We start from the raw sequence: 18,020 nt of genomic DNA on the forward strand, positions 1-18,020 counted from the left end.
GGCTCCAGCATTCAGCGTGCGACGATCAGTGGATGACCGCGTTCGGGATGAGTCTGCACCAGGACTTCCAGACCGAACACGGCCTGCAGAGGCTCTGCGCGCAATACCTCGGCAGGCGTGCCCAGCGCATGCGCCCTGCCCTCTTCCAGCAACAACAGGCGATCACAATAGCGTGCAGCCAGATTCAGATCGTGGAGTATCACCAGCACGGCCGCACCGGATTCGGCCAGACGGCGAACCGCCTGCAGGCAGGTGTGCTGATGCAGCGGATCGAGCATCGAGGTCGGCTCGTCGAGCAGCAGAATCTGCCCCTCACCACCTGGCCACAACTGCGCCAGCACCCGCGCCAGGTGCACGCGCTGACGCTCGCCGCCAGACAGGGCCAGGTAGCTGCGCCCCGTCAGGTGAGCGGCGTCGGCCGCATGTAACGCCTCCTTGATGATCTGCGCATCGCGCACGCGCCCGCTGTCATGCGGCAGACGCCCCATGGCGACCACCTCTTCAACGCGGAAGGCGAAATTCAGGCTCGAACTCTGCGGCAGTACGGCCAGGCGCCGTGCCCGCTGCGGCCCGGACCAGTCATCGAGCGCACGCTGATCCAGCGTCACCTGCCCGGCACTGGCCGGCAGCTCGCCGGTCATCGCTGCCAACAGAGTGCTCTTGCCCGCACCGTTCGGGCCCAGCACGCCCAGTACTTCGCCCGGGCGCAGTTGCAGATCGATGCCACTGAGCACCACCTGCTGCCCGCGGCGAATTTCCAGCTGTTCGACCCGCAGCATCAGCTTCGCCCCCGCACCAGCAGATAGAGGAAGAACGGCGCGCCGATCAGCGCCGTGACGATACCGATCGGCAACTCGGCCGGCGCCAGCGCCAGACGCGCGACCAGATCGGCCAGCAGCAACAGGCTCGCCCCGGCGAGCGCGGATGCCGGCAACAACAGGCGATGATCGGGGCCGACCAGCAGACGCATCAGGTGCGGCACCACCAGACCGATGAAGCCGATCAGACCGGCGGCGGCCACCGCTGCGCCGACGCCCAGCGCGGTGCAGAACACCAGCTCGCGCTTGAGCCGCTCGACATCGAAACCGAGGTGGCGGGCCTCCGACTCGCCCAGCAGCAGGGCATTCAACGCCCGTGCCCGCCGCGGTAACCACAGTGCCACAGCCAGCGTGGCCAGCAATAGCGGCCAGAGCCGCGCATAGCTGGCGCCATTAAGGCTGCCCAGGTTCCAGAACGTCAGGGTACGCAGGGTCGCATCGTCCGCCAGGTAGGTGAACAGGCCGATGGCCGCACCAGCCAGTGCAGTCAAGGCAATCCCGGCCAGCAGCATGGTCGCCACATTGGTCTGCCCGTCACGCCGGCCCAGGCGATAGACCAGCGCTGTCACCAGCAAGCCGCCAACGAAGGCGCAGACCGACAACAAATAGGGCGCGAAGGCTTCTGGTAAACCGCCTAGGGCGGCGCCACCGACGATGGCCACCGCGGCGCCCAGTGCCGCGCCGCTAGAGACTCCGACCAGGCCGGGGTCGGCCAACGGGTTGCGAAACAGGCCCTGCATCGCCACACCGCACAGCGCCAGCACCATGCCAACCGCCAGGCCAAGCAAGGTACGCGGCATGCGAATTTGCGCCAGGATCAGTTCCGCCTGCTGCACCGATGCATCCTCAGTAACCGGCAGGCCCAGCAGACGCAGCGTAGCACTCAGGGTATCCCCCAGAGGCAGGCTGACCGGCCCGAGCGCCAGCGAAAGCCACAATGCGAGCACGAGCAACAAGCCCAGTGCAATGAACAAAGGGCGCGTCGAAAAAGGTGAGGTCATGGCTCGCGTTTGGCTTCAGCAGTCAGGGGTTGGCTGGCAGGATAAAAGCCTGCGGCGAGCATCGCCAGCCCATCCGGTACGCGCGGCCCAAGGCCGCCAACCAGCAGGGTCGGGTCGAGCGCCAGCAAACGTCCCTCGCGCGCCGCGCGGGTAGCGGCCAGGGCCGGGTTCTGCTGCAGCAGGGCCTGCCTCGCGGCATCGCCTTCCAGGGCGCGATCAGCCACCACCATGACCTGAGGGTCAAGCGCCAGCAGCGCTTCGCTGGACAACGCCTTATAGCCAGTGTGGCTGGCCAGGTTGCGCCCACCGGCGCGGCTGATCAGCCAGTCGGCCGCCGTATCGGTGCCGCCCACCAGCGGGCTGCCACCGGCATGCCCGAGCAACAACAGTACACCGGGTGCCTCCTGGCTGCGCTGGGCCTGTTCGACCCACTGCTGCTGGGTCTGCAGACGCGCCTGGTAATCGGCAAAGGCGCGTTGCGCCGACGCTTCATCACCGAGCAGGTGCCCCAGACGCTGCAGGTTGGTCTGCAGGGTGTCCAGCTCGGCCTGCGCGCTGAGACGCTCGATGCGCACGCCAGCCGCCGCCAGTTGCTCGAGTACCGGCGGCGGGCCCATTTCCTCGCTGCCAAGCAGCAGATCAGGGCGCAGGGCGAGAATGCCCTCAGCCGCCAGTTGACGCTGATAACCGACGCTGGGCAGTTTGCTCAATGACGCCGGATGCCGACTGGTGGTATCGACACCCACCAGCTTGTTTTCACCGCCCAGCAACACCACCCACTCGCTCAGGGCTCCGCCGGAGCATACCCAGCGCTGCGGCAATGGCTCGTCAGCCAGCGCCAGATTGGGAAACAGCAGGACGGCCGCCAGGCCGCCCAGGATATTCGCAAGACGCATGGTCTCGACTCCTCGAACGTGACATCGACCGGCCCCTACGGGGAACCGGCACGGATCAGGCCAGCACCGGCAGCGACTCGGCCAGCTCGCGCCAGTCGTCACGCTCGGCCATACCGGGCTTGCGCGCGCCGAACAGCTGGACCACCAGTTCACCGTCTGCGTCGAAGGCCTCCAGGCTGGTGATCACGCCGTCGACACTGGGTTTGCGTACACGCCATAGCTCGACCACGCCACGGGTCTGCAGGTGTAGGTTGAAGTCGGGGTCGAGCACGTTGAACCAACTGTCCATCCAGCGCAGGTTGTTCACCGTACCGGTGTGAATCTGGATGCAGTGGCGGTTGCCGACGAACACCATGATCGGCACTTCACGGGCAGCCGCCTGCTCCATCAGCACCGTCAGTTCGGAGATTGCCAGCGGCTGCGCCCATTGTTCGCCCGCCAGGCGCAGCGCCTGGGTGCGGGCCACCTGATGTTTTTTCAGCAGGGCGAAGAAATGGTGGGTGTCCTGCAGCGTCGCCCAACCCTCACGCAGCGCCTGAGTGTCGATATCGGCATCGGCCTTGCGCGCTGGTGCGGCAGGCGGTGGCAGCAATTGCAGCTCGGCGCTCTGCTCGCCGGCGAAGCGCTCGATCAGCGGTTGCCAGGCGTCCAGCTCACTACGCTCGGTCAGGTACACCTTGTGCACGGCAACACCCTGCTGGTCGAACACCTGGATGCTGCGCTGGGTACCCTTGGCGGTCTCCTCGGCGACAGCGAATACGCTGGCCCAGCCACCGAGAAACAGACGCAGGTCGATATCGGCGGATACCACCAGGCCCATCTGCCCGGAGGCGGAAACGCTCACCTCGCGGTACAGCCCCTTGCGCTCATGCACGCAGTGCTCGTTGCGGGTCAGCACCATCACATGCCCCAGCTCGCCGAGCGCCGGCAGCAGCGCGGCCCAGTCCGGGCGAAGGCGCCGGGTATCGATGCCAAGACGGCTGGCAGTCAGTTCAGCCTCGCTGACGCCCAGCTGCGCTGCTGCTTCGCGGGCGCGCAGTCGGGGTTGCTCATCACGTAGCGCTTGCCAGGCCTGGTACAGATTGGCAGCCGGTGCGGCCAGGGTGTTTGCGGTACTCATCGGGACGTTCCTCTCTCACGGGTTATCCACTCCGGCGACGACGCGAGCGCGTGCCGACACAGCAGTGCAATTTTCGAGAAAGATAATCTACCTGAGAATTATTTGCATCAGATAAATAATCTGGTTAACGTCTTGCGCCGTCGCCAACCAGGCAGTCGCAGAACTGCCAAGCATGCAATGGAGTACCACCATGCTCGTCCGTCCGCCCTACGCTCGCCGTCCCTGGCTCGCGCTGCTGTTGCTGTGCCCTTCCCTAGCCCTGGCCGATACGCCGACCGAGTTGCCAGATGTCGAAGTCACCGCTGCTGCGGCCAAACAGCCGCTGCCAACCACCACCCAGACCGATGCACAAACGCTGGAACGCCGTCAGATCCGCAGCTTCGACGACCTGTCGCGACGCGCGGAACCCGGGGTGAACTTCAACCGCAGCAACAACAGCATCAACATCCGCGGCCTGGACCGCGATCGCGTGCTGACCACCATCGACGGCATTCGCATGCCCTGGCTGAACGACGCAGTGCGAGAAGTGAATGGCGGCCTGGACAGCATCGATTTCCAGAGCCTGTCCTCGATCGACGTGGTGCGCGGTGCCAACTCCAGCCAGGTCGGCTCCGGCGCCCTGGGTGGCGCGCTGCAGCTGCGCACGCTGAACCCGGACGACCTGCTGGGCGACAAGGACGAGTTCGCCGGCCTGATCAAGAATGACTACGACAGCGCCGATCGTAGCTGGGGGCTCAATGCCGCGCTGGCCGGTCGCGTCAACGACACTTCCTGGTTGCTCCAGGCTGGCGGACGCAAGGGTCACGAGCTCGACACCCAGGGCAACCGCGATGTGCTGGGCACCCAGCGTACCGAGGCCAACCCCAGCGATACCGATCAGCACAGCCTGCTGCTCAAGGTTCAGCAAAAGCTCGACGGCGGGCACCGCGTCGGTGTAACCGCCGAACTGTTCGAGCGCACCGAGGACATGGACAGCCGCATCAACCAGGGCACCGTCAACTACCCTCGGCACTACGACACCCGCGAGAACAACGAGCGCAAACGTCTGTCCTTCGACCACCAATACCGTGCCGAAAACACGGATGGCCTGCTGGACTGGGCGGACACCGTCGTCTACTGGCAGAAGCTGCGCCGCGAGGATGAGGTGGATGCCATCCGCGCCGGGACCCTGGCCGGCCCCTTTGGCCGCGACAACGAGATCGAGAAGACCCAGTACGGCGTCACCAGCAGCCTGGGCAAGCAGTTGGACCAGCACAACCTGACCCTGGGGGCGGAGTGGAGCCGCGTCGAGGCCGAGCAGTACAGCGGCGGCTACGATGCCTGCCCGAGCGTACTGGTGCCGCCCTTCCCGCCGCGCCCGGACAGCACGCCGGCTGGCATCTACTTCTCCTGCATCAACCTGCATACCAACCAGGCCGAGATGCCGAAAACACCGGGCAACCTGTATGGCCTCTACCTGAAAGACGACATCGCCCTCAGCGACACCCTGACCCTGACACCGGGCGTGCGTTACGACCGTTACGAATACAAGCCCAAGAGCGGCACCAGCGGTTACGTGCTGGCCGGCGACAGCGTGATGCTCACCGAGAACAAGGACTCCAACTGGTCCGGCAGCCTGCTGCTGACCTGGCAGGCGCACGAGCTGGCTAACCTCTACGCGCAGTGGGCGCAGGGCTTCAAGGCACCGGATGTCAACGAGCTGTACAGCACCTTCACCAACTCCGGCATGGGCTACGCGCGGGTCGGCAACCCCAACCTCAAGCCCGAGGAGAGCACCGGCTACGAGGTCGGCGCACGCCTGGGCGACAGCCGGCTGGGTGGCTCCATCAGTCTGTTCGACAACCGCTACAAGAACTTCATCGACAGTATTGCGGCCAATGAAGAGGATTACGGCTTCGAGCCGGGCGAGTTCCCGACCTTCTTCGAGGTCATGGAAAACCGCGACAAGGTGCGCATCTATGGCGCAGAAGGCACCGCACACTGGCAGTTCGCGCCCTCCTGGCAGGCCTGGACCTCGGTCGCCTGGGCCGTGGGCAAGGATCGCGAGACCAAGCAGCACCTGAACTCGGTCGCCCCGCTGACCGGCACCCTCGGCCTCAGCTACACCCAGCAGCACTACGGCGCGGACCTGATGCTGACCGCCGCACGCCGCCGCGACAAGGTCGAGAACGACGGCGACTTCCAGGCCCCCGGCTACGGCGTGGTCGATCTCACCGGTTACTGGCAACCGGCAGCACTGGACGGCGTCAGGCTGCAGGCCGGCCTGTTCAACCTGTTCGACAAGAAGTACTGGAACGCCCTCAACGTGCCCAGCGCTGGCGGCCGCACCACGCCGCAACCGGTCGACTATTACAGCGAGCCAGGTCGCAGCTTCCGCGTGTCGGCATCCTGGCAGTTCTAGAAACGCTTACGCAGATCCCGAGTTCCACTTGGCGCATGGATGCGCCCTCCTCCTTCCTGCGGGATAATCCACACCTGTTGCGGCGCTATGCGCCACCTTCTCCCCCCAACGGGAGAGGTCATCAGAGGTCGTCACCCGGCGACTTCACGCTAACGGGAAACCGCGATGATCCGCTTGTGTGCCTCACAGGAGCTGGTTGAAGGCCAGAGCCGGGGCTTTACCATCGACCAACTTGACCTGCTCGCTGTGCGCAGGGACGGCCGGGTGCATGCCTACCTCAACCGCTGCCCACATCGCGGCATAGCCCTGGAATGGCAGAAGGATGCCTTTCTCGATGACAGCGGCAGCCTGATCCGCTGCGCCACCCACGGCGCGCTGTTTCTCATCGAAAGTGGCGAATGCGTGGCGGGGCCTTGCGAGGGGCAGGCGCTGCAACTGCTGGTGTGTCGGGAAGATGCCGAGGGTATCTGGATCGAAGGCGCTGCGGCCAGGTAGCCCGGATGCAATCCGGGATTGGGCGAAAACTGAATTCCCGGATTGCATCCGGGCTACATCGCGATCTCGCCCACCGCGCTACCGAAACAGCGCACCCTACGTCAGGACTTCCAGCCGGCGCGTCAGGGCGACGCCCTCGGGGCTGAGCTCGGCGCCATAAGCCAGCACCTCCACGCCCGCGGCCTTGGCATCGCGCAGGCCGGCGGCGTAAGCCGGATCGATCTCCTCCGCCGCGCGCACGGCGCGAATGTCCGAGAGGTTCACGCAATACAGCTGCACCGTGCGCACGCCGGCCCGCGCCAGCGCCGCCAGCTCGCGCAGATGCTTGGCGCCGCGCTGCGTCACCGCATCGGGAAAGGCCGCGACGTCACTGCCCTCGAAGCCCAGCGTCACGCTCTTGACCTCAACATAGGCCGGCCCGTCCGGGTAATCCAGGCGAAAATCGGCGCGGCTGTTCTCCACGCCGTAAGCCACCTCGCGCTTGAGCGCGGTAAAGCCGGCCAGCTCGGTGATCAGCCCGGCACGCAGCGCCTCTTCCACCAGCGCATTGGCCCGTGCGGTGTTGATGCAGGCCAGGCGCCCCTGTGGCGTTTCGCTGATTTCCCAGCTGCCCGGCAGCTTGCGCTTGGGATCGTTGCTGCGGCTGAACCACACCCGGCAACCTTCACTCATGCAATTGAGCATCGAACCGGTGTTGGCGCAGTGGATGGTCAGCAGCTCACCGCTGGCCGTCTCGATATCGGCGAGAAAACGCTTGTAGCGGCGCAGCAGACGACCCTGTTCCAGCGGCGGATCAAAGCGCATCGGGCTGCCAGCTCTTCAGGCCGCGGGCGATACGCTCGACCGCCTGCTGCAGGCGTTCGACATTCTGCGTGTAGGCGAAACGCACATGGTGCCCGGCCTGGTAACGGCCGAAATCCAGGCCCGGGGTGAAGGCCACATGCTCGGTTTCGATGAAGTGACGGCAGAAAGCGAAGGCGTCGCCGCCAAAGGCGCTGATGTCTGCATATAGATAGAAGGCGCCTTCAGGCGTAGCGGCGATACCGAAGCCCAGCTCGCGCAGCGCCGGCAACAGATAGTCACGGCGACGCTGAAATTCGTGGCGGCGCTCTTCGAGGATCGCCAGCGTGGCCGGTTCGAAGCAGGCCAGCGCGGCATGCTGGGCCATGCTCGGGGCGCTGATGTAGAGGTTCTGCGCCAGCTTTTCCAGCTCCGGCACGGCAGCATCGGGTGCTACCAGCCAGCCCAGGCGCCAGCCGGTCATGCCGAAATATTTCGAGAAACTATTGAGGACGAAGGCATCGTCATCCACTTCCAGCACGCTCGGAGCATCGCAGCCGTAGGTCAGGCCGTGGTAGATCTCGTCCACCACCAGATGGCCGCCACGCTGCTTGAGGCAGGTCGACAGCGCCGCCAGCTCATCCTTGTGCAGCAGCGTTCCAGTCGGGTTGGCTGGCGAGGCCACCAGTGCGCCGACGCTGCCCGCGTCCCAATGCCGCTCCACCAGTTGCGGGGTCAGTTGGTAACGCACGTCCGGACCGACCGGCACCAGCTGCGCCGCGCCTTCGACCAGGCGCAGGAAGTGCCGGTTGCACGGATAGCCCGGGTCGGCGAGCAACCAGTGCTTGCCCGGGTCGACCAGCAGGCTGGCGGCCAGCAGCAGTGCACCGGAGCCACCCGGCGTGACCAGGATGCGCTGCGGATCGATATTCAGGCGGTAACGCTCGGCGTAGAAGCCGGCAATCGCCTCGCGCAGCTGCGGCAGGCCCCGTGCCGCGGTGTAGCGCGTGTGCCCGCCGGCCAGCGCGGCCTGGCCGGCACGGATGATCGGCTCGGCGGTGGTGAAGTCCGGCTCGCCAATCTCCAGGTGAATCACATCGTGGCCGGCCGCCTGCAGCTCGTTGGCTCGTGCCAGCAAGGCCATCACATGGAAGGGTTCGATGGCGCGACTGCGCCCGCTGTAGAGCTGAGCCATGGGTCTGTCTTCACAATTGCGAGGCGCGGATTCTAGCAGGGCCGCTTGCGGCCACGGCAAGGGCGCCAAAGCGCCGCTACGCTTGCCAGCCAGGCCCATGCAGATTTCGTTCACACCCCGAACAAGGCGGAGACAACCGGGAGTAGCGCGCCCCGATTCGATCTGGTAAGTTCGCCGGCTTGCAGTCGCAGGGCCGGACAAACGCCTGGCAATGGAATAACCTGCGCGATGGATTCGAAAGAGTGAGAGGCGTCATCCATGCCCACAAAAGAAAAAGCCCAAAGCACCAGCCAGCTGATTCGTGGTTTCGAGCCTTATCAAGAGAAGAAAGGCGAGGAATACATGAGCGAGCCGATGCGCGCTCACTTCACCAGCATCCTCAATAAGTGGAAGCTGGAGCTGATGCAGGAAGTCGACCGCACCGTGCACCACATGCAGGACGAAGCGGCCAACTTCCCCGATCCGGCGGACCGCGCCAGCCAGGAAGAAGAGTTCAGCCTGGAGCTGCGTGCCCGTGATCGTGAGCGCAAGCTGATCAAGAAGATCGACGAGACCCTGCAGCTTATCGAAGACGAAGACTACGGCTGGTGCGACTCCTGCGGCGTCGAGATCGGCATTCGCCGCCTCGAAGCCCGCCCGACCGCGACCCTTTGCATCGACTGCAAGACGCTGGCGGAAATCAAGGAAAAGCAGATCGGTTCCTGATCTGACGACGGGGCGCTTAGGCGCCCCGCTCTGTTTCTGGCCTTCGCTGCATGAACACAGCCTATATCGGGCGCTTCGCCCCTACGCCCAGCGGCTACCTGCATTTTGGCTCGCTGGTCGCCGCCCTCGCCTCCTATCTCGACGCCCGCGCCGTTGGCGGTCGCTGGCTGCTGCGCATGGAAGATCTCGACCCACCGCGGGAAGTGCCCGGTGCACAGGATGCGATCCTGCGCACCCTGGAATGCTACGGCTTCGAGTGGGACGGTGAGCTGGTGCGCCAGAGCGAGCGCAACGCCGAATACGCCGCAGTGATTGCCCGCCTGTTCAGCCAGGGGCTGGCCTACGCCTGCATCTGTTCACGCAAGCAGCTCGAAGGCTACGCCGGCATCTATCCGGGCTTTTGCCGCAACGCCTGCCATCCCGATCACGACGCGGCCATCCGCCTGCGCGTGCCGGAGCTGGACTACCACTTCGTCGACCGCGTGCAGGGGGAATTTCGTCAGCATTTGGGCCTTGAAGTCGGCGACTTCGTGATCCGACGGCGTGATGGATTGTTCGCCTATCAACTCGCCGTGGTGCTGGACGATGCCTGGCAGGGCGTGACCGACGTGGTGCGTGGCGCCGACCTGCTCGACTCCACCCCTCGCCAGCTTTACCTGCAGGAGCTGCTCGGGCTGGCGCAGCCACGCTACCTGCACGTGCCGCTGATCATCCAGCCGGACGGCCACAAGCTGGGCAAGAGCTACCGTTCGCCGCCGCTACCCGCCGACCAGGCCGGGCCTCTGCTGCTGCGCGCCCTTCGTGCGCTGGGCCAGCACCCCCCCGCCGAACTGCAAGGCGCGGCGCCTGCCGAACTGCTGGCCTGGGGTATCGCCAACTGGGACGCCACGCGCATTCCCCGCAGCCGCACCCTGGCCGAAGCGCAATTGAAATAGGCGTAGCCCGGATGCAATCCGGGAACGAGGGTGCAGACATCTGCTGATTTCATCCGGGCTACGCGCTAGATGCGCTGGCTTCAAGTTTGTGGCTTGAAGCGCGCGGCTTCCTTTACCATCGCGGCATCTTTCGACGAGATGTCACATGTATATCTACCGACTGGTTCTGATCCTGGTAGTGGGGATCTACCTGTTCTCACCGGCCATCATGGACTGGTGGATCGACCCCAATGGCGCCTGGTACCGGCCTTATCTGCTGTGGCTGATCCTGATCGTCGTCACCTTCATTCTTCAGAGCCAACGCGATGCTGACGAGCTTTAGCCTGAGCGAACTGATCCTGATCAGCGCCGGCTATCTGCTGATGCTGTTCGGGGTCGCCTGGGTCAGTGAAAAGGGCCTTATCCCCCGCTGGATCATCCGCCACCCGCTGACCTACACCCTGTCGTTGGGCGTCTATGCCAGCGCGTGGGCCTTCTACGGCACGGTCGGCCTGGCCTACCAGTACGGTTACGGCTTTCTTGCCAGCTACCTCGGAGTTTCCGGGGCCTTTCTGCTGGCACCGGTGCTGCTCTATCCAATCCTGCGCATCACCCGCACCTACCAGCTGTCATCGCTGGCCGATCTGTTCGCCTTCCGCTTTCGCAGCACCTGGGCCGGCGCCCTGACCACCCTGTTCATGCTGATTGGCGTGCTGCCGCTGCTGGCCCTGCAGATCCAGGCAGTGTCCGACTCCATCGGCATCCTCAGCCGCGAGCCGCTGCAGGAAAAGGTCGCGCTGAGCTACTGCGGGCTGATCATCCTGTTCACCATCCTGTTCGGCGCGCGCCATATCGCCACGCGCGAGAAGCACGAGGGCCTGGTGTTCGCCATCGCCTTCGAGTCGCTGGTCAAGCTGGTGGCCCTCGGCGTGATCGGCTGGTACGCGCTGTATCAGGTGTTCGGCGGCCCGCGTGAGCTGGAGCTATGGCTGGTGCAGAACCAGGCGGCACTGGCCACGCTGCATACGCCGCTGCAGGAAGGCCCGTGGCGCACCCTGCTGCTGGTGTTCTTCGCCTCGGCCATCGTCATGCCACACATGTACCACATGACCTTCACCGAGAACCTCAACCCGCGCGCCATGGTCAGCGCCAGCTGGGGCCTACCACTGTTCCTGCTGCTGATGAGCCTGGCCGTGCCACTGATTCTCTGGGCCGGCCTCAAGCTCGGCGCCACTACCAACCCCGAGTACTTCACCCTGGGCTTGGGTATCGCGGTCAACAGCGAAACCCTGGCCCTGCTCGCCTATGTCGGCGGTCTGTCGGCATCCAGCGGCCTGATCATCGTCTCGACCCTGGCGCTGTCCGGCATGGCGCTGAACCACCTGGTGCTGCCGCTCTACCAACCGCCAGCCGAAGGCAACATCTACCGCTGGCTGAAGTGGACGCGGCGCGCGCTGATCGTGGCTATCATCATGGCCGGCTACGGGTTCTATCTGCTGCTCGGCGCCCAGCAGGATCTGGCCAACCTGGGTATCGTCGCCTTCGTCGCCACCTTGCAGTTCCTGCCCGGCGTACTGTCAGTGCTGTATTGGCAGACGGCCAATCGCCGCGGTTTCCTCGCCGGCCTGCTGGCCGGCATCAGCGTCTGGGCACTGACCATGCTGCTGCCACTGCTGGGCAATCTGGAAGGCTTCTACCTGCCGCTGTTCAACGTCATCTATGTGCTCGATGACGCCAGCTGGCACCTGGCGGCCATCGCCTCACTGGCGGCCAACGTGCTGATGTTCACCCTGGTCTCACTGTTCACCGAGGCCAGCCCCGAGGAAAAGAGCGCCGCCGAGGCCTGCGCGGTGGACAACGTGCGCCGCCCGCAGCGGCGCGAGCTGGTCGCCGTTTCCCCGCAGGACTTTGCCGCACAACTGGCCAAGCCGCTCGGCGCCAAGACCGCGCAGCGCGAAGTGGAACAGGCCCTGCGCGACCTGCACCTGCCCTTCGACGAGAGCCGCCCTTATGCCCTGCGCCGCCTGCGCGACCGTATCGAGGCCAACCTGTCCGGCCTGATGGGGCCGAGCGTGGCGCAGGACATCGTCGAAACCTTCCTGCCCTACAAGTCCGGCGCCGAAGGCTATGTCACCGAGGACATCCACTTCATCGAAAGCCGCCTGGAGGATTACCAGTCGCGCCTCACCGGCCTGGCCGCCGAGCTCGACGCCCTGCGCCGCTATCACCGCCAGACCTTGCAGGAACTGCCCATGGGCGTGTGCTCGCTGGCCAAGGACCAGGAAATCCTGATGTGGAACCGGGCCATGGAAGAACTCACCGACATACCCGCGCAACGCATCGTCGGTTCGCGCCTGAGCACCCTTGCCGAACCCTGGCAGAGCCTGCTGCAGGACTTCATCGAACGCCCCGACCAGCACCTGCACAAACAGCATCTGGCGCTCGACGGGCAGATTCGCTGGCTGAACCTGCACAAGGCAGCCATCGACGAACCACTGGCGCCCGGTAACAGCGGTCTGGTGCTGCTGGTCGAGGATCAGACCGAAACCCAGATGCTCGAAGACAAGCTGGTGCACTCCGAGCGCCTGGCCAGTATCGGCCGTCTCGCCGCCGGGGTCGCCCACGAGATCGGCAACCCGATCACCGGTATCGCCTGCCTGGCGCAGAACCTGCGCGAGGAGCGCGAAAACGATGGCGAACTGACCGAAATCAGCGGTCAGATTCTCGAACAGACCAAGCGTGTATCACGCATCGTCCAGTCGCTGATGAGCTTCGCCCACTCCGGCAGCCACCAGCGCAGCGACGAACCCGTGTGCCTGGCCGACGTGGCGCAGGACGCCATTGGCCTGCTGTCGCTGAACAAGCGCAACTTCGAGATCCAGTTCTATAACCTGTGCGATCCGCAGCACTGGGCCTGCGGCGACCCGCAGCGCCTGGCCCAGGTGCTGATCAACCTGCTGTCCAACGCGCGTGACGCCTCGCCACCCGGCGGCGCCATTCGCGTGCGCAGCGAGGCTAGCGAGCATACCGTCGACCTGATCGTCGAGGACGAAGGCAGCGGCATTCCCAAGGCGATCATCGACCAGCTGTTCGAACCCTTCTTCACCACCAAGGACCCCGGCGAGGGGACAGGCCTGGGCCTCGCGCTGGTCTATTCGATCGTGGAAGAGCATTATGGACAAATAACAATCGACAGCCCGGCCGACCCCGAGCGCCAACTGGGCACTCGCATTCGGGTCACCCTGCCCAGGCATGTCGAGGCGACGTCCGTAGCGATGTAAACAGCGATATAGGGTGCCAACGGCGCCACCGTGACCGTCGAGAGATCGAATTAATGCCACATATTCTTATCGTCGAAGACGAAACCATTATCCGCTCTGCCTTGCGCCGCCTGCTCGAACGCAATCAGTACCAAGTCAGCGAAGCCGGCTCGGTACAGGAAGCCCAGGAGCGCTACAGCATTCCCACCTTCGACCTGATCGTCAGCGACCTGCGCCTGCCTGGCGCGCCGGGCACCGAACTGATCAAGCTGGCCGAAGGCACTCCGGTGCTGATCATGACCAGCTACGCCAGCCTGCGCTCGGCGGTGGACTCGATGAAAATGGGCGCGGTCGATTACATCGCCAAGCCCTTCGACCACGACGAGATGCTGCAGGCGGTCGCCCGCATCCTGCGCGACCGCCAGCAAGCCAGCAATGCCCCAGCGCCAGCCGCCAACAGCGCGCGCAGCGGCAATGCCGAGAAGACAGCGGACAACGCCAACGGCGAGATCGGCATCATCGGTTCCTGCGCTGCCATGCAGGAGCTCTACAGCAAGATTCGCAAGGTCGCCCCCACCGATTCCAACGTACTGGTGCAGGGCGAGTCAGGCACCGGCAAGGAGCTGGTCGCGCGCGCCCTGCACAACCTCTCCAGGCGCGCCAAGGCGCCGCTGATCTCGGTGAACTGCGCCGCCATTCCGGAAACGCTGATCGAGTCCGAGCTGTTCGGCCACGAGAAAGGCGCCTTCACCGGCGCCAGCGCCGGGCGCGCCGGCCTGGTGGAAGCGGCCGACGGCGGTACGCTGTTCCTCGACGAAATCGGCGAACTGCCGCTGGAAGCTCAGGCGCGACTGCTGCGTGTACTGCAGGAAGGCGAAATTCGCCGGGTCGGCTCGGTGCAATCGCAGAAGGTGGATGTGCGCCTGATCGCCGCCACCCACCGCGACCTCAAGACGCTGGCCAAGACCGGTCAGTTCCGCGAAGACCTTTATTACCGCCTGCACGTCATCGCACTGAAACTGCCTGCATTGCGCGAACGCGGCAGCGACGTCATCGAAATCGCCCAGGCCTTCCTGGTACGCCAATACACGCGTATGAGCCGCGAACCGCTGCGTTTCGCCCATGATGCCGAGCAGGCGATCCGTCATTACTCCTGGCCAGGTAACGTGCGCGAACTGGAAAACGCCATCGAGCGTGCGGTGATTCTCTGCGAGGGCGCGGAAATTTCCGCCGATCTGCTGGGCATCGATATCGAGCTGGACGATCTGGATGACGAGGATTTCGGCCTGCCAGCGGCCGCCGGGCAGAACGCTGGCAACAGTCACGAGCCTACCGAAGACCTGTCGCTGGAAGACTATTTCCAGCACTTTGTCCTCGAGCACCAGGACCACATGACCGAAACCGAGCTGGCTCGCAAACTGGGTATCAGCCGCAAATGCCTGTGGGAACGCCGTCAGCGCCTGGGCATTCCGCGACGCAAATCCGGCGTGACCACCGGCCCTTGACATCACGGCACGGTGACAACCTGCCCACACATGGGTTCCACAGGTTGTTACCGTTTCAATATCTCGTAACAAAGGCCGGGGATAACGGTAACGAAAACCCGGCTTTTTTCTACCCCACCGAACTCCAAGATTGCCGCAAGCCTTTGATTTACAAGGAATCTTGAAAACTGGCACGGCATCTGCTTTATCTCTGGCACAACAACAATAACAAGCAATGCCCTACACAATAAGAACAAGACGTAACGACTCCAGAACAACAAGAACAACAAGGTACGGAGGCGCAGCTAACTGATTCTTTTGGAGAGGAGTTGCCGCACGGGGTTCGCCCCAGCGACCAGGCTGAGAACAATAAAACTGCCCTAAGGCAGCGCCGGAACTGGTTGATAATGGCAGCATCAGCGTCCAAAGAAATCCGTTTGCTATTGGCTCCCCCTTCTAGGGAGCACCCGGTAAGCCACGGCGAGCCGGGAAGGGCCGAACAACAAAAACAACAGGCCCTCAATAACAATAAAAACAGAGCACGCACCAACTTGGGGGGGAGCTTCGGCTCCCCCAGTAGCTTCCGGTCCCAGAATCCCCGCCTGCCGCCCCTCTACACACCTTCTCCCTACACGATGCTAGAATCCGCAGCAATTATGCGGTCATCATTCCGTATGCCGTCGAAACAGGTTGCCGAAGCAGGCGCCAGCGTAGCCTTCAGGGCTCGAGAGCGAACCCATGGCTGCTGCCCTCAACGCCGCGATGCCCTCCAGGCAGCACCTCGACAGCATATGGAGCAGACCGGCCACTACTCCAAACAGTGCATCCCATGCTGAAAAAGCTGTTCAAGTCTTTCAACTCACCTCTGCGCCGTGCCCCACGCCCACGCAGCACTCCCGAAGTGCTGAGCAGTCGTCAGCATCCGCTCAATCGCAACGAGATCAGCCGTCACGCCATCAGCGTGGTCGAACGCCTGCAGAAGGCCGGCTACCAGGCCTATCTGGTCGGCGGCTGCGTACGCGACCTGCTGCTGGACATCGACCCCAAGGATTTCGACGTGGCCACCAGCGCCACGCCCGAGCAGGTACGGGCCGAGTTCCGTAACGCACGGGTGATCGGCCGCCGCTTCAAGCTGGCTCATGTGCACTTCGGCCGTGAGATCATCGAAGTGGCGACCTTCCGCGCCAACCACCCGCAAGGCGAGGAAGAGGAAAACAGCAACCAGGCCGCCCGCCACGAGAGCGGCCGCATCCTGCGCGACAACGTCTACGGCACCCTGGAAGACGACGCCCAGCGCCGCGACTTCACCATCAACGCGCTGTACTACGACCCGACCCAGGAACACATCCTCGACTACGCCCGAGGCATGCACGACGTGCGCAACCACCTGGTACGCCTGATCGGCGACCCGGAACAGCGTTACCTGGAAGATCCGGTACGCATGCTGCGTGCGGTGCGCTTCGCCGCCAAGCTGGATTTCGAGATCGAGAAACACAGCGCCGCACCGATTCGCCGCCTGGCACCTATGCTGCGCGACATTCCCTCGGCGCGCCTGTTCGATGAAGTGCTCAAGCTGTTCCTCGCCGGTTACGCAGAGTACACCTTCGACCTGCTGCTCGAACATGACCTGTTCGCCCAACTGTTCCCGGCCAGCGGCGAGGCGCTCAAGCGCAACCCCGAGTACACCGAGAAGCTGATCCGCCAAGCCCTGATCAATACCGACGACCGCATCCACGACGGCAAGTCGGTCACGCCGGCGTTCCTCTTCGCCGCCCTGCTCTGGCCTGCGCTGCCGGCGCGCGTACTGCAGCTGCAGAGCAAGGGCATGCCGCCGATTCCGGCGATGCAGGAAGGCGCCCACGAGCTGATCGCCGAGCAATGCCAGCGCATCGCCGTACCCAAGCGCTTCACCATTCCGATTCGCGAGATCTGGGACATGCAGGAGCGCCTGCCGCGACGCAGCGGCAAACGTGCCGACCTGTTGTTGGAGAACCCGCGCTTTCGCGCCGGCTACGACTTCCTCCTGCTGCGCGAACTGGCAGGCGAGGACACCGGCGGCCTGGGCGAATGGTGGACGGACTATCAGGATGCCGCCGACAGCGAGCGCCGGCAGATGATTCGCGACCTCGCCGGCAAGGGCGAGAGCACCGGCAATGCGCCGCGCAAACGTCGCCGCAACAACAATCGCCGCAAACGCAGCGAAAGCGGCGGCGAATGATGGAGCGGGTCTACATCGGCCTCGGCAGCAACTTGGCCGAACCCCTGCAGCAACTGCGCGCGGCCCTGAACGCCATCGCGCAATTGCCGCACAGCCGCTTGCAGGCACAATCCTCGTTCTACATCAGCGATCCGCTCGGCCCGGCGGACCAGCCGCGCTATGTCAACGCCGTGGCAGCGCTGGATACCGAGCTGGAGCCCTGGCAACTGCTCGACGCCCTGCAGTGCATCGAGCAGGAGCAGGGCCGCGTGCGCAAGGCCGAGCGCTGGGGCCCGCGCACACTGGATCTGGATATCCTGCTGTTCGGTGAGCGCCTGCTCGACGACGAGCGCCTGACCGTGCCGCACTACCACATGCACGCCCGCCCCTTCGTGCTCTATCCGCTGGCCGAACTGGCCGCCGAGCTGCAGTTGCCGGACGGCCGCAGCCTCAATGCTCTGCTGCAAGCCTGCCCCTTCAGCGGCCTGGAACGCCTGCCGCAGTAACCACCGATGGCTGTGTCAGCTTCGCCCGAGCCGTCGGTTACCCTCGCCTGCTACCCGCCGCAAGGCCGCGCCAGCTCTAGCGCGGCCTTCTGCCGTCGGCATTGGCGGTAACGCCAGTAACATGACGGTAACACCCGCAATTGACTTCGCGCCCCCCCATCAGGACTATAGGCGTCCCGTTGCCCAGCGACGGGCGCACCTTTGATGCCAATCCAGGCCGGATTGCAGCCAGATAGAAGCGGTATACC

The 18,020-nt window shown here is 64.5% G+C and carries 15 protein-coding genes; 9 read left to right on the forward strand and 6 right to left on the reverse strand.

Going from position 1 to position 18,020, the window contains the following annotated elements:
• Window positions 1-11 precede the first annotated feature (11 nt).
• From P3C50_RS15045 to P3C50_RS15060, 4 genes are read right to left on the reverse strand one after another with little or no spacing between them, the layout of a single operon-like run.
• Entirely contained in the window at window positions 12-779 is a 768-nt protein-coding gene (locus P3C50_RS15045) for a heme ABC transporter ATP-binding protein (protein ID WP_197859299.1), read from the reverse strand.
• On the reverse strand, window positions 779-1,765 hold the full coding sequence (locus P3C50_RS15050) for a FecCD family ABC transporter permease (RefSeq protein ID WP_275546783.1): 987 nt from the start codon (window positions 1,763-1,765) through the stop codon (window positions 779-781). Before P3C50_RS15050 ends, P3C50_RS15045 begins: the two co-directional genes overlap by 1 nt.
• Window positions 1,766-1,815: 50 nt before the next feature.
• Window positions 1,816-2,715, reverse strand: coding sequence for a heme/hemin ABC transporter substrate-binding protein (locus tag P3C50_RS15055; protein ID WP_275546635.1), 900 nt, complete (start codon window positions 2,713-2,715; stop codon window positions 1,816-1,818).
• Window positions 2,716-2,770: 55 nt separating this feature from the next.
• Window positions 2,771-3,835, reverse strand: coding sequence for a hemin-degrading factor (locus P3C50_RS15060; protein ID WP_275546636.1), 1,065 nt, complete (start codon window positions 3,833-3,835; stop codon window positions 2,771-2,773).
• A gap of 190 nt (window positions 3,836-4,025) precedes the next feature.
• Between P3C50_RS15060 and P3C50_RS15065 the strand changes: the two genes are divergently transcribed.
• Window positions 4,026-6,236, forward strand: coding sequence for a TonB-dependent hemoglobin/transferrin/lactoferrin family receptor (locus P3C50_RS15065; protein WP_275546637.1), 2,211 nt, complete (start codon window positions 4,026-4,028; stop codon window positions 6,234-6,236).
• 165 nt (window positions 6,237-6,401) lie between these two features.
• On the forward strand, window positions 6,402-6,731 hold the full coding sequence (locus P3C50_RS15070; RefSeq protein WP_275546638.1) for a Rieske (2Fe-2S) protein: 330 nt from the start codon (window positions 6,402-6,404) through the stop codon (window positions 6,729-6,731).
• A gap of 96 nt (window positions 6,732-6,827) precedes the next feature.
• Here P3C50_RS15070 and sfsA read toward each other — a convergent pair whose 3' ends face one another.
• Window positions 6,828-7,535: a DNA/RNA nuclease SfsA gene (sfsA, locus tag P3C50_RS15075; protein WP_275546639.1), complete on the reverse strand. Its 708-nt coding sequence runs from the start codon at window positions 7,533-7,535 to the stop codon at window positions 6,828-6,830.
• Window positions 7,525-8,706, reverse strand: a complete 1,182-nt coding sequence (locus P3C50_RS15080; protein WP_275546640.1) for a pyridoxal phosphate-dependent aminotransferase — start codon at window positions 8,704-8,706, stop codon at window positions 7,525-7,527. The genes sfsA and P3C50_RS15080 overlap by 11 nt, the downstream gene beginning before the upstream one ends.
• 258 nt (window positions 8,707-8,964) lie before the next feature.
• Between P3C50_RS15080 and dksA the strand changes: the two genes are divergently transcribed.
• From dksA to folK, 7 genes are all read left to right on the forward strand, one after another.
• Window positions 8,965-9,411 carry an RNA polymerase-binding protein DksA gene (gene dksA, locus P3C50_RS15085; RefSeq protein WP_197859306.1) on the forward strand — a complete coding sequence of 149 codons (447 nt, stop codon included), beginning with the start codon at window positions 8,965-8,967 and terminating at the stop codon, window positions 9,409-9,411.
• Between the two features lie 50 nt (window positions 9,412-9,461).
• Complete coding sequence (gluQRS, locus tag P3C50_RS15090) at window positions 9,462-10,346, forward strand: tRNA glutamyl-Q(34) synthetase GluQRS (protein WP_275546642.1); 885 nt, start codon at window positions 9,462-9,464, stop codon at window positions 10,344-10,346.
• A gap of 145 nt (window positions 10,347-10,491) precedes the next feature.
• Window positions 10,492-10,668 carry a hypothetical protein gene (locus tag P3C50_RS15095; RefSeq protein WP_003244646.1) on the forward strand — a complete coding sequence of 59 codons (177 nt, stop codon included), beginning with the start codon at window positions 10,492-10,494 and terminating at the stop codon, window positions 10,666-10,668.
• Entirely contained in the window at window positions 10,652-13,606 is a 2,955-nt protein-coding gene (locus tag P3C50_RS15100; protein WP_275546643.1) for a sensor histidine kinase, read from the forward strand. Before P3C50_RS15095 ends, P3C50_RS15100 begins: the two co-directional genes overlap by 17 nt.
• A 53-nt stretch (window positions 13,607-13,659) precedes the next feature.
• Window positions 13,660-15,090, forward strand: a complete 1,431-nt coding sequence (locus tag P3C50_RS15105; RefSeq protein WP_275546644.1) for a sigma-54-dependent transcriptional regulator — start codon at window positions 13,660-13,662, stop codon at window positions 15,088-15,090.
• Window positions 15,091-15,898: 808 nt separating this feature from the next.
• On the forward strand, window positions 15,899-17,287 hold the full coding sequence (locus tag P3C50_RS15110) for a polynucleotide adenylyltransferase PcnB (protein WP_275546645.1): 1,389 nt from the start codon (window positions 15,899-15,901) through the stop codon (window positions 17,285-17,287).
• Window positions 17,284-17,772, forward strand: a complete 489-nt coding sequence (gene folK / locus P3C50_RS15115; RefSeq protein ID WP_275546646.1) for a 2-amino-4-hydroxy-6-hydroxymethyldihydropteridine diphosphokinase — start codon at window positions 17,284-17,286, stop codon at window positions 17,770-17,772. Before P3C50_RS15110 ends, folK begins: the two co-directional genes overlap by 4 nt.
• The last annotated feature ends 248 nt before the right edge of the window (window positions 17,773-18,020 follow it).

The sequence above is a fragment of the Pseudomonas sp. Marseille-Q0931 genome (assembly GCF_940789645.1).
GTDB lineage: Bacteria > Pseudomonadota > Gammaproteobacteria > Pseudomonadales > Pseudomonadaceae > Aquipseudomonas.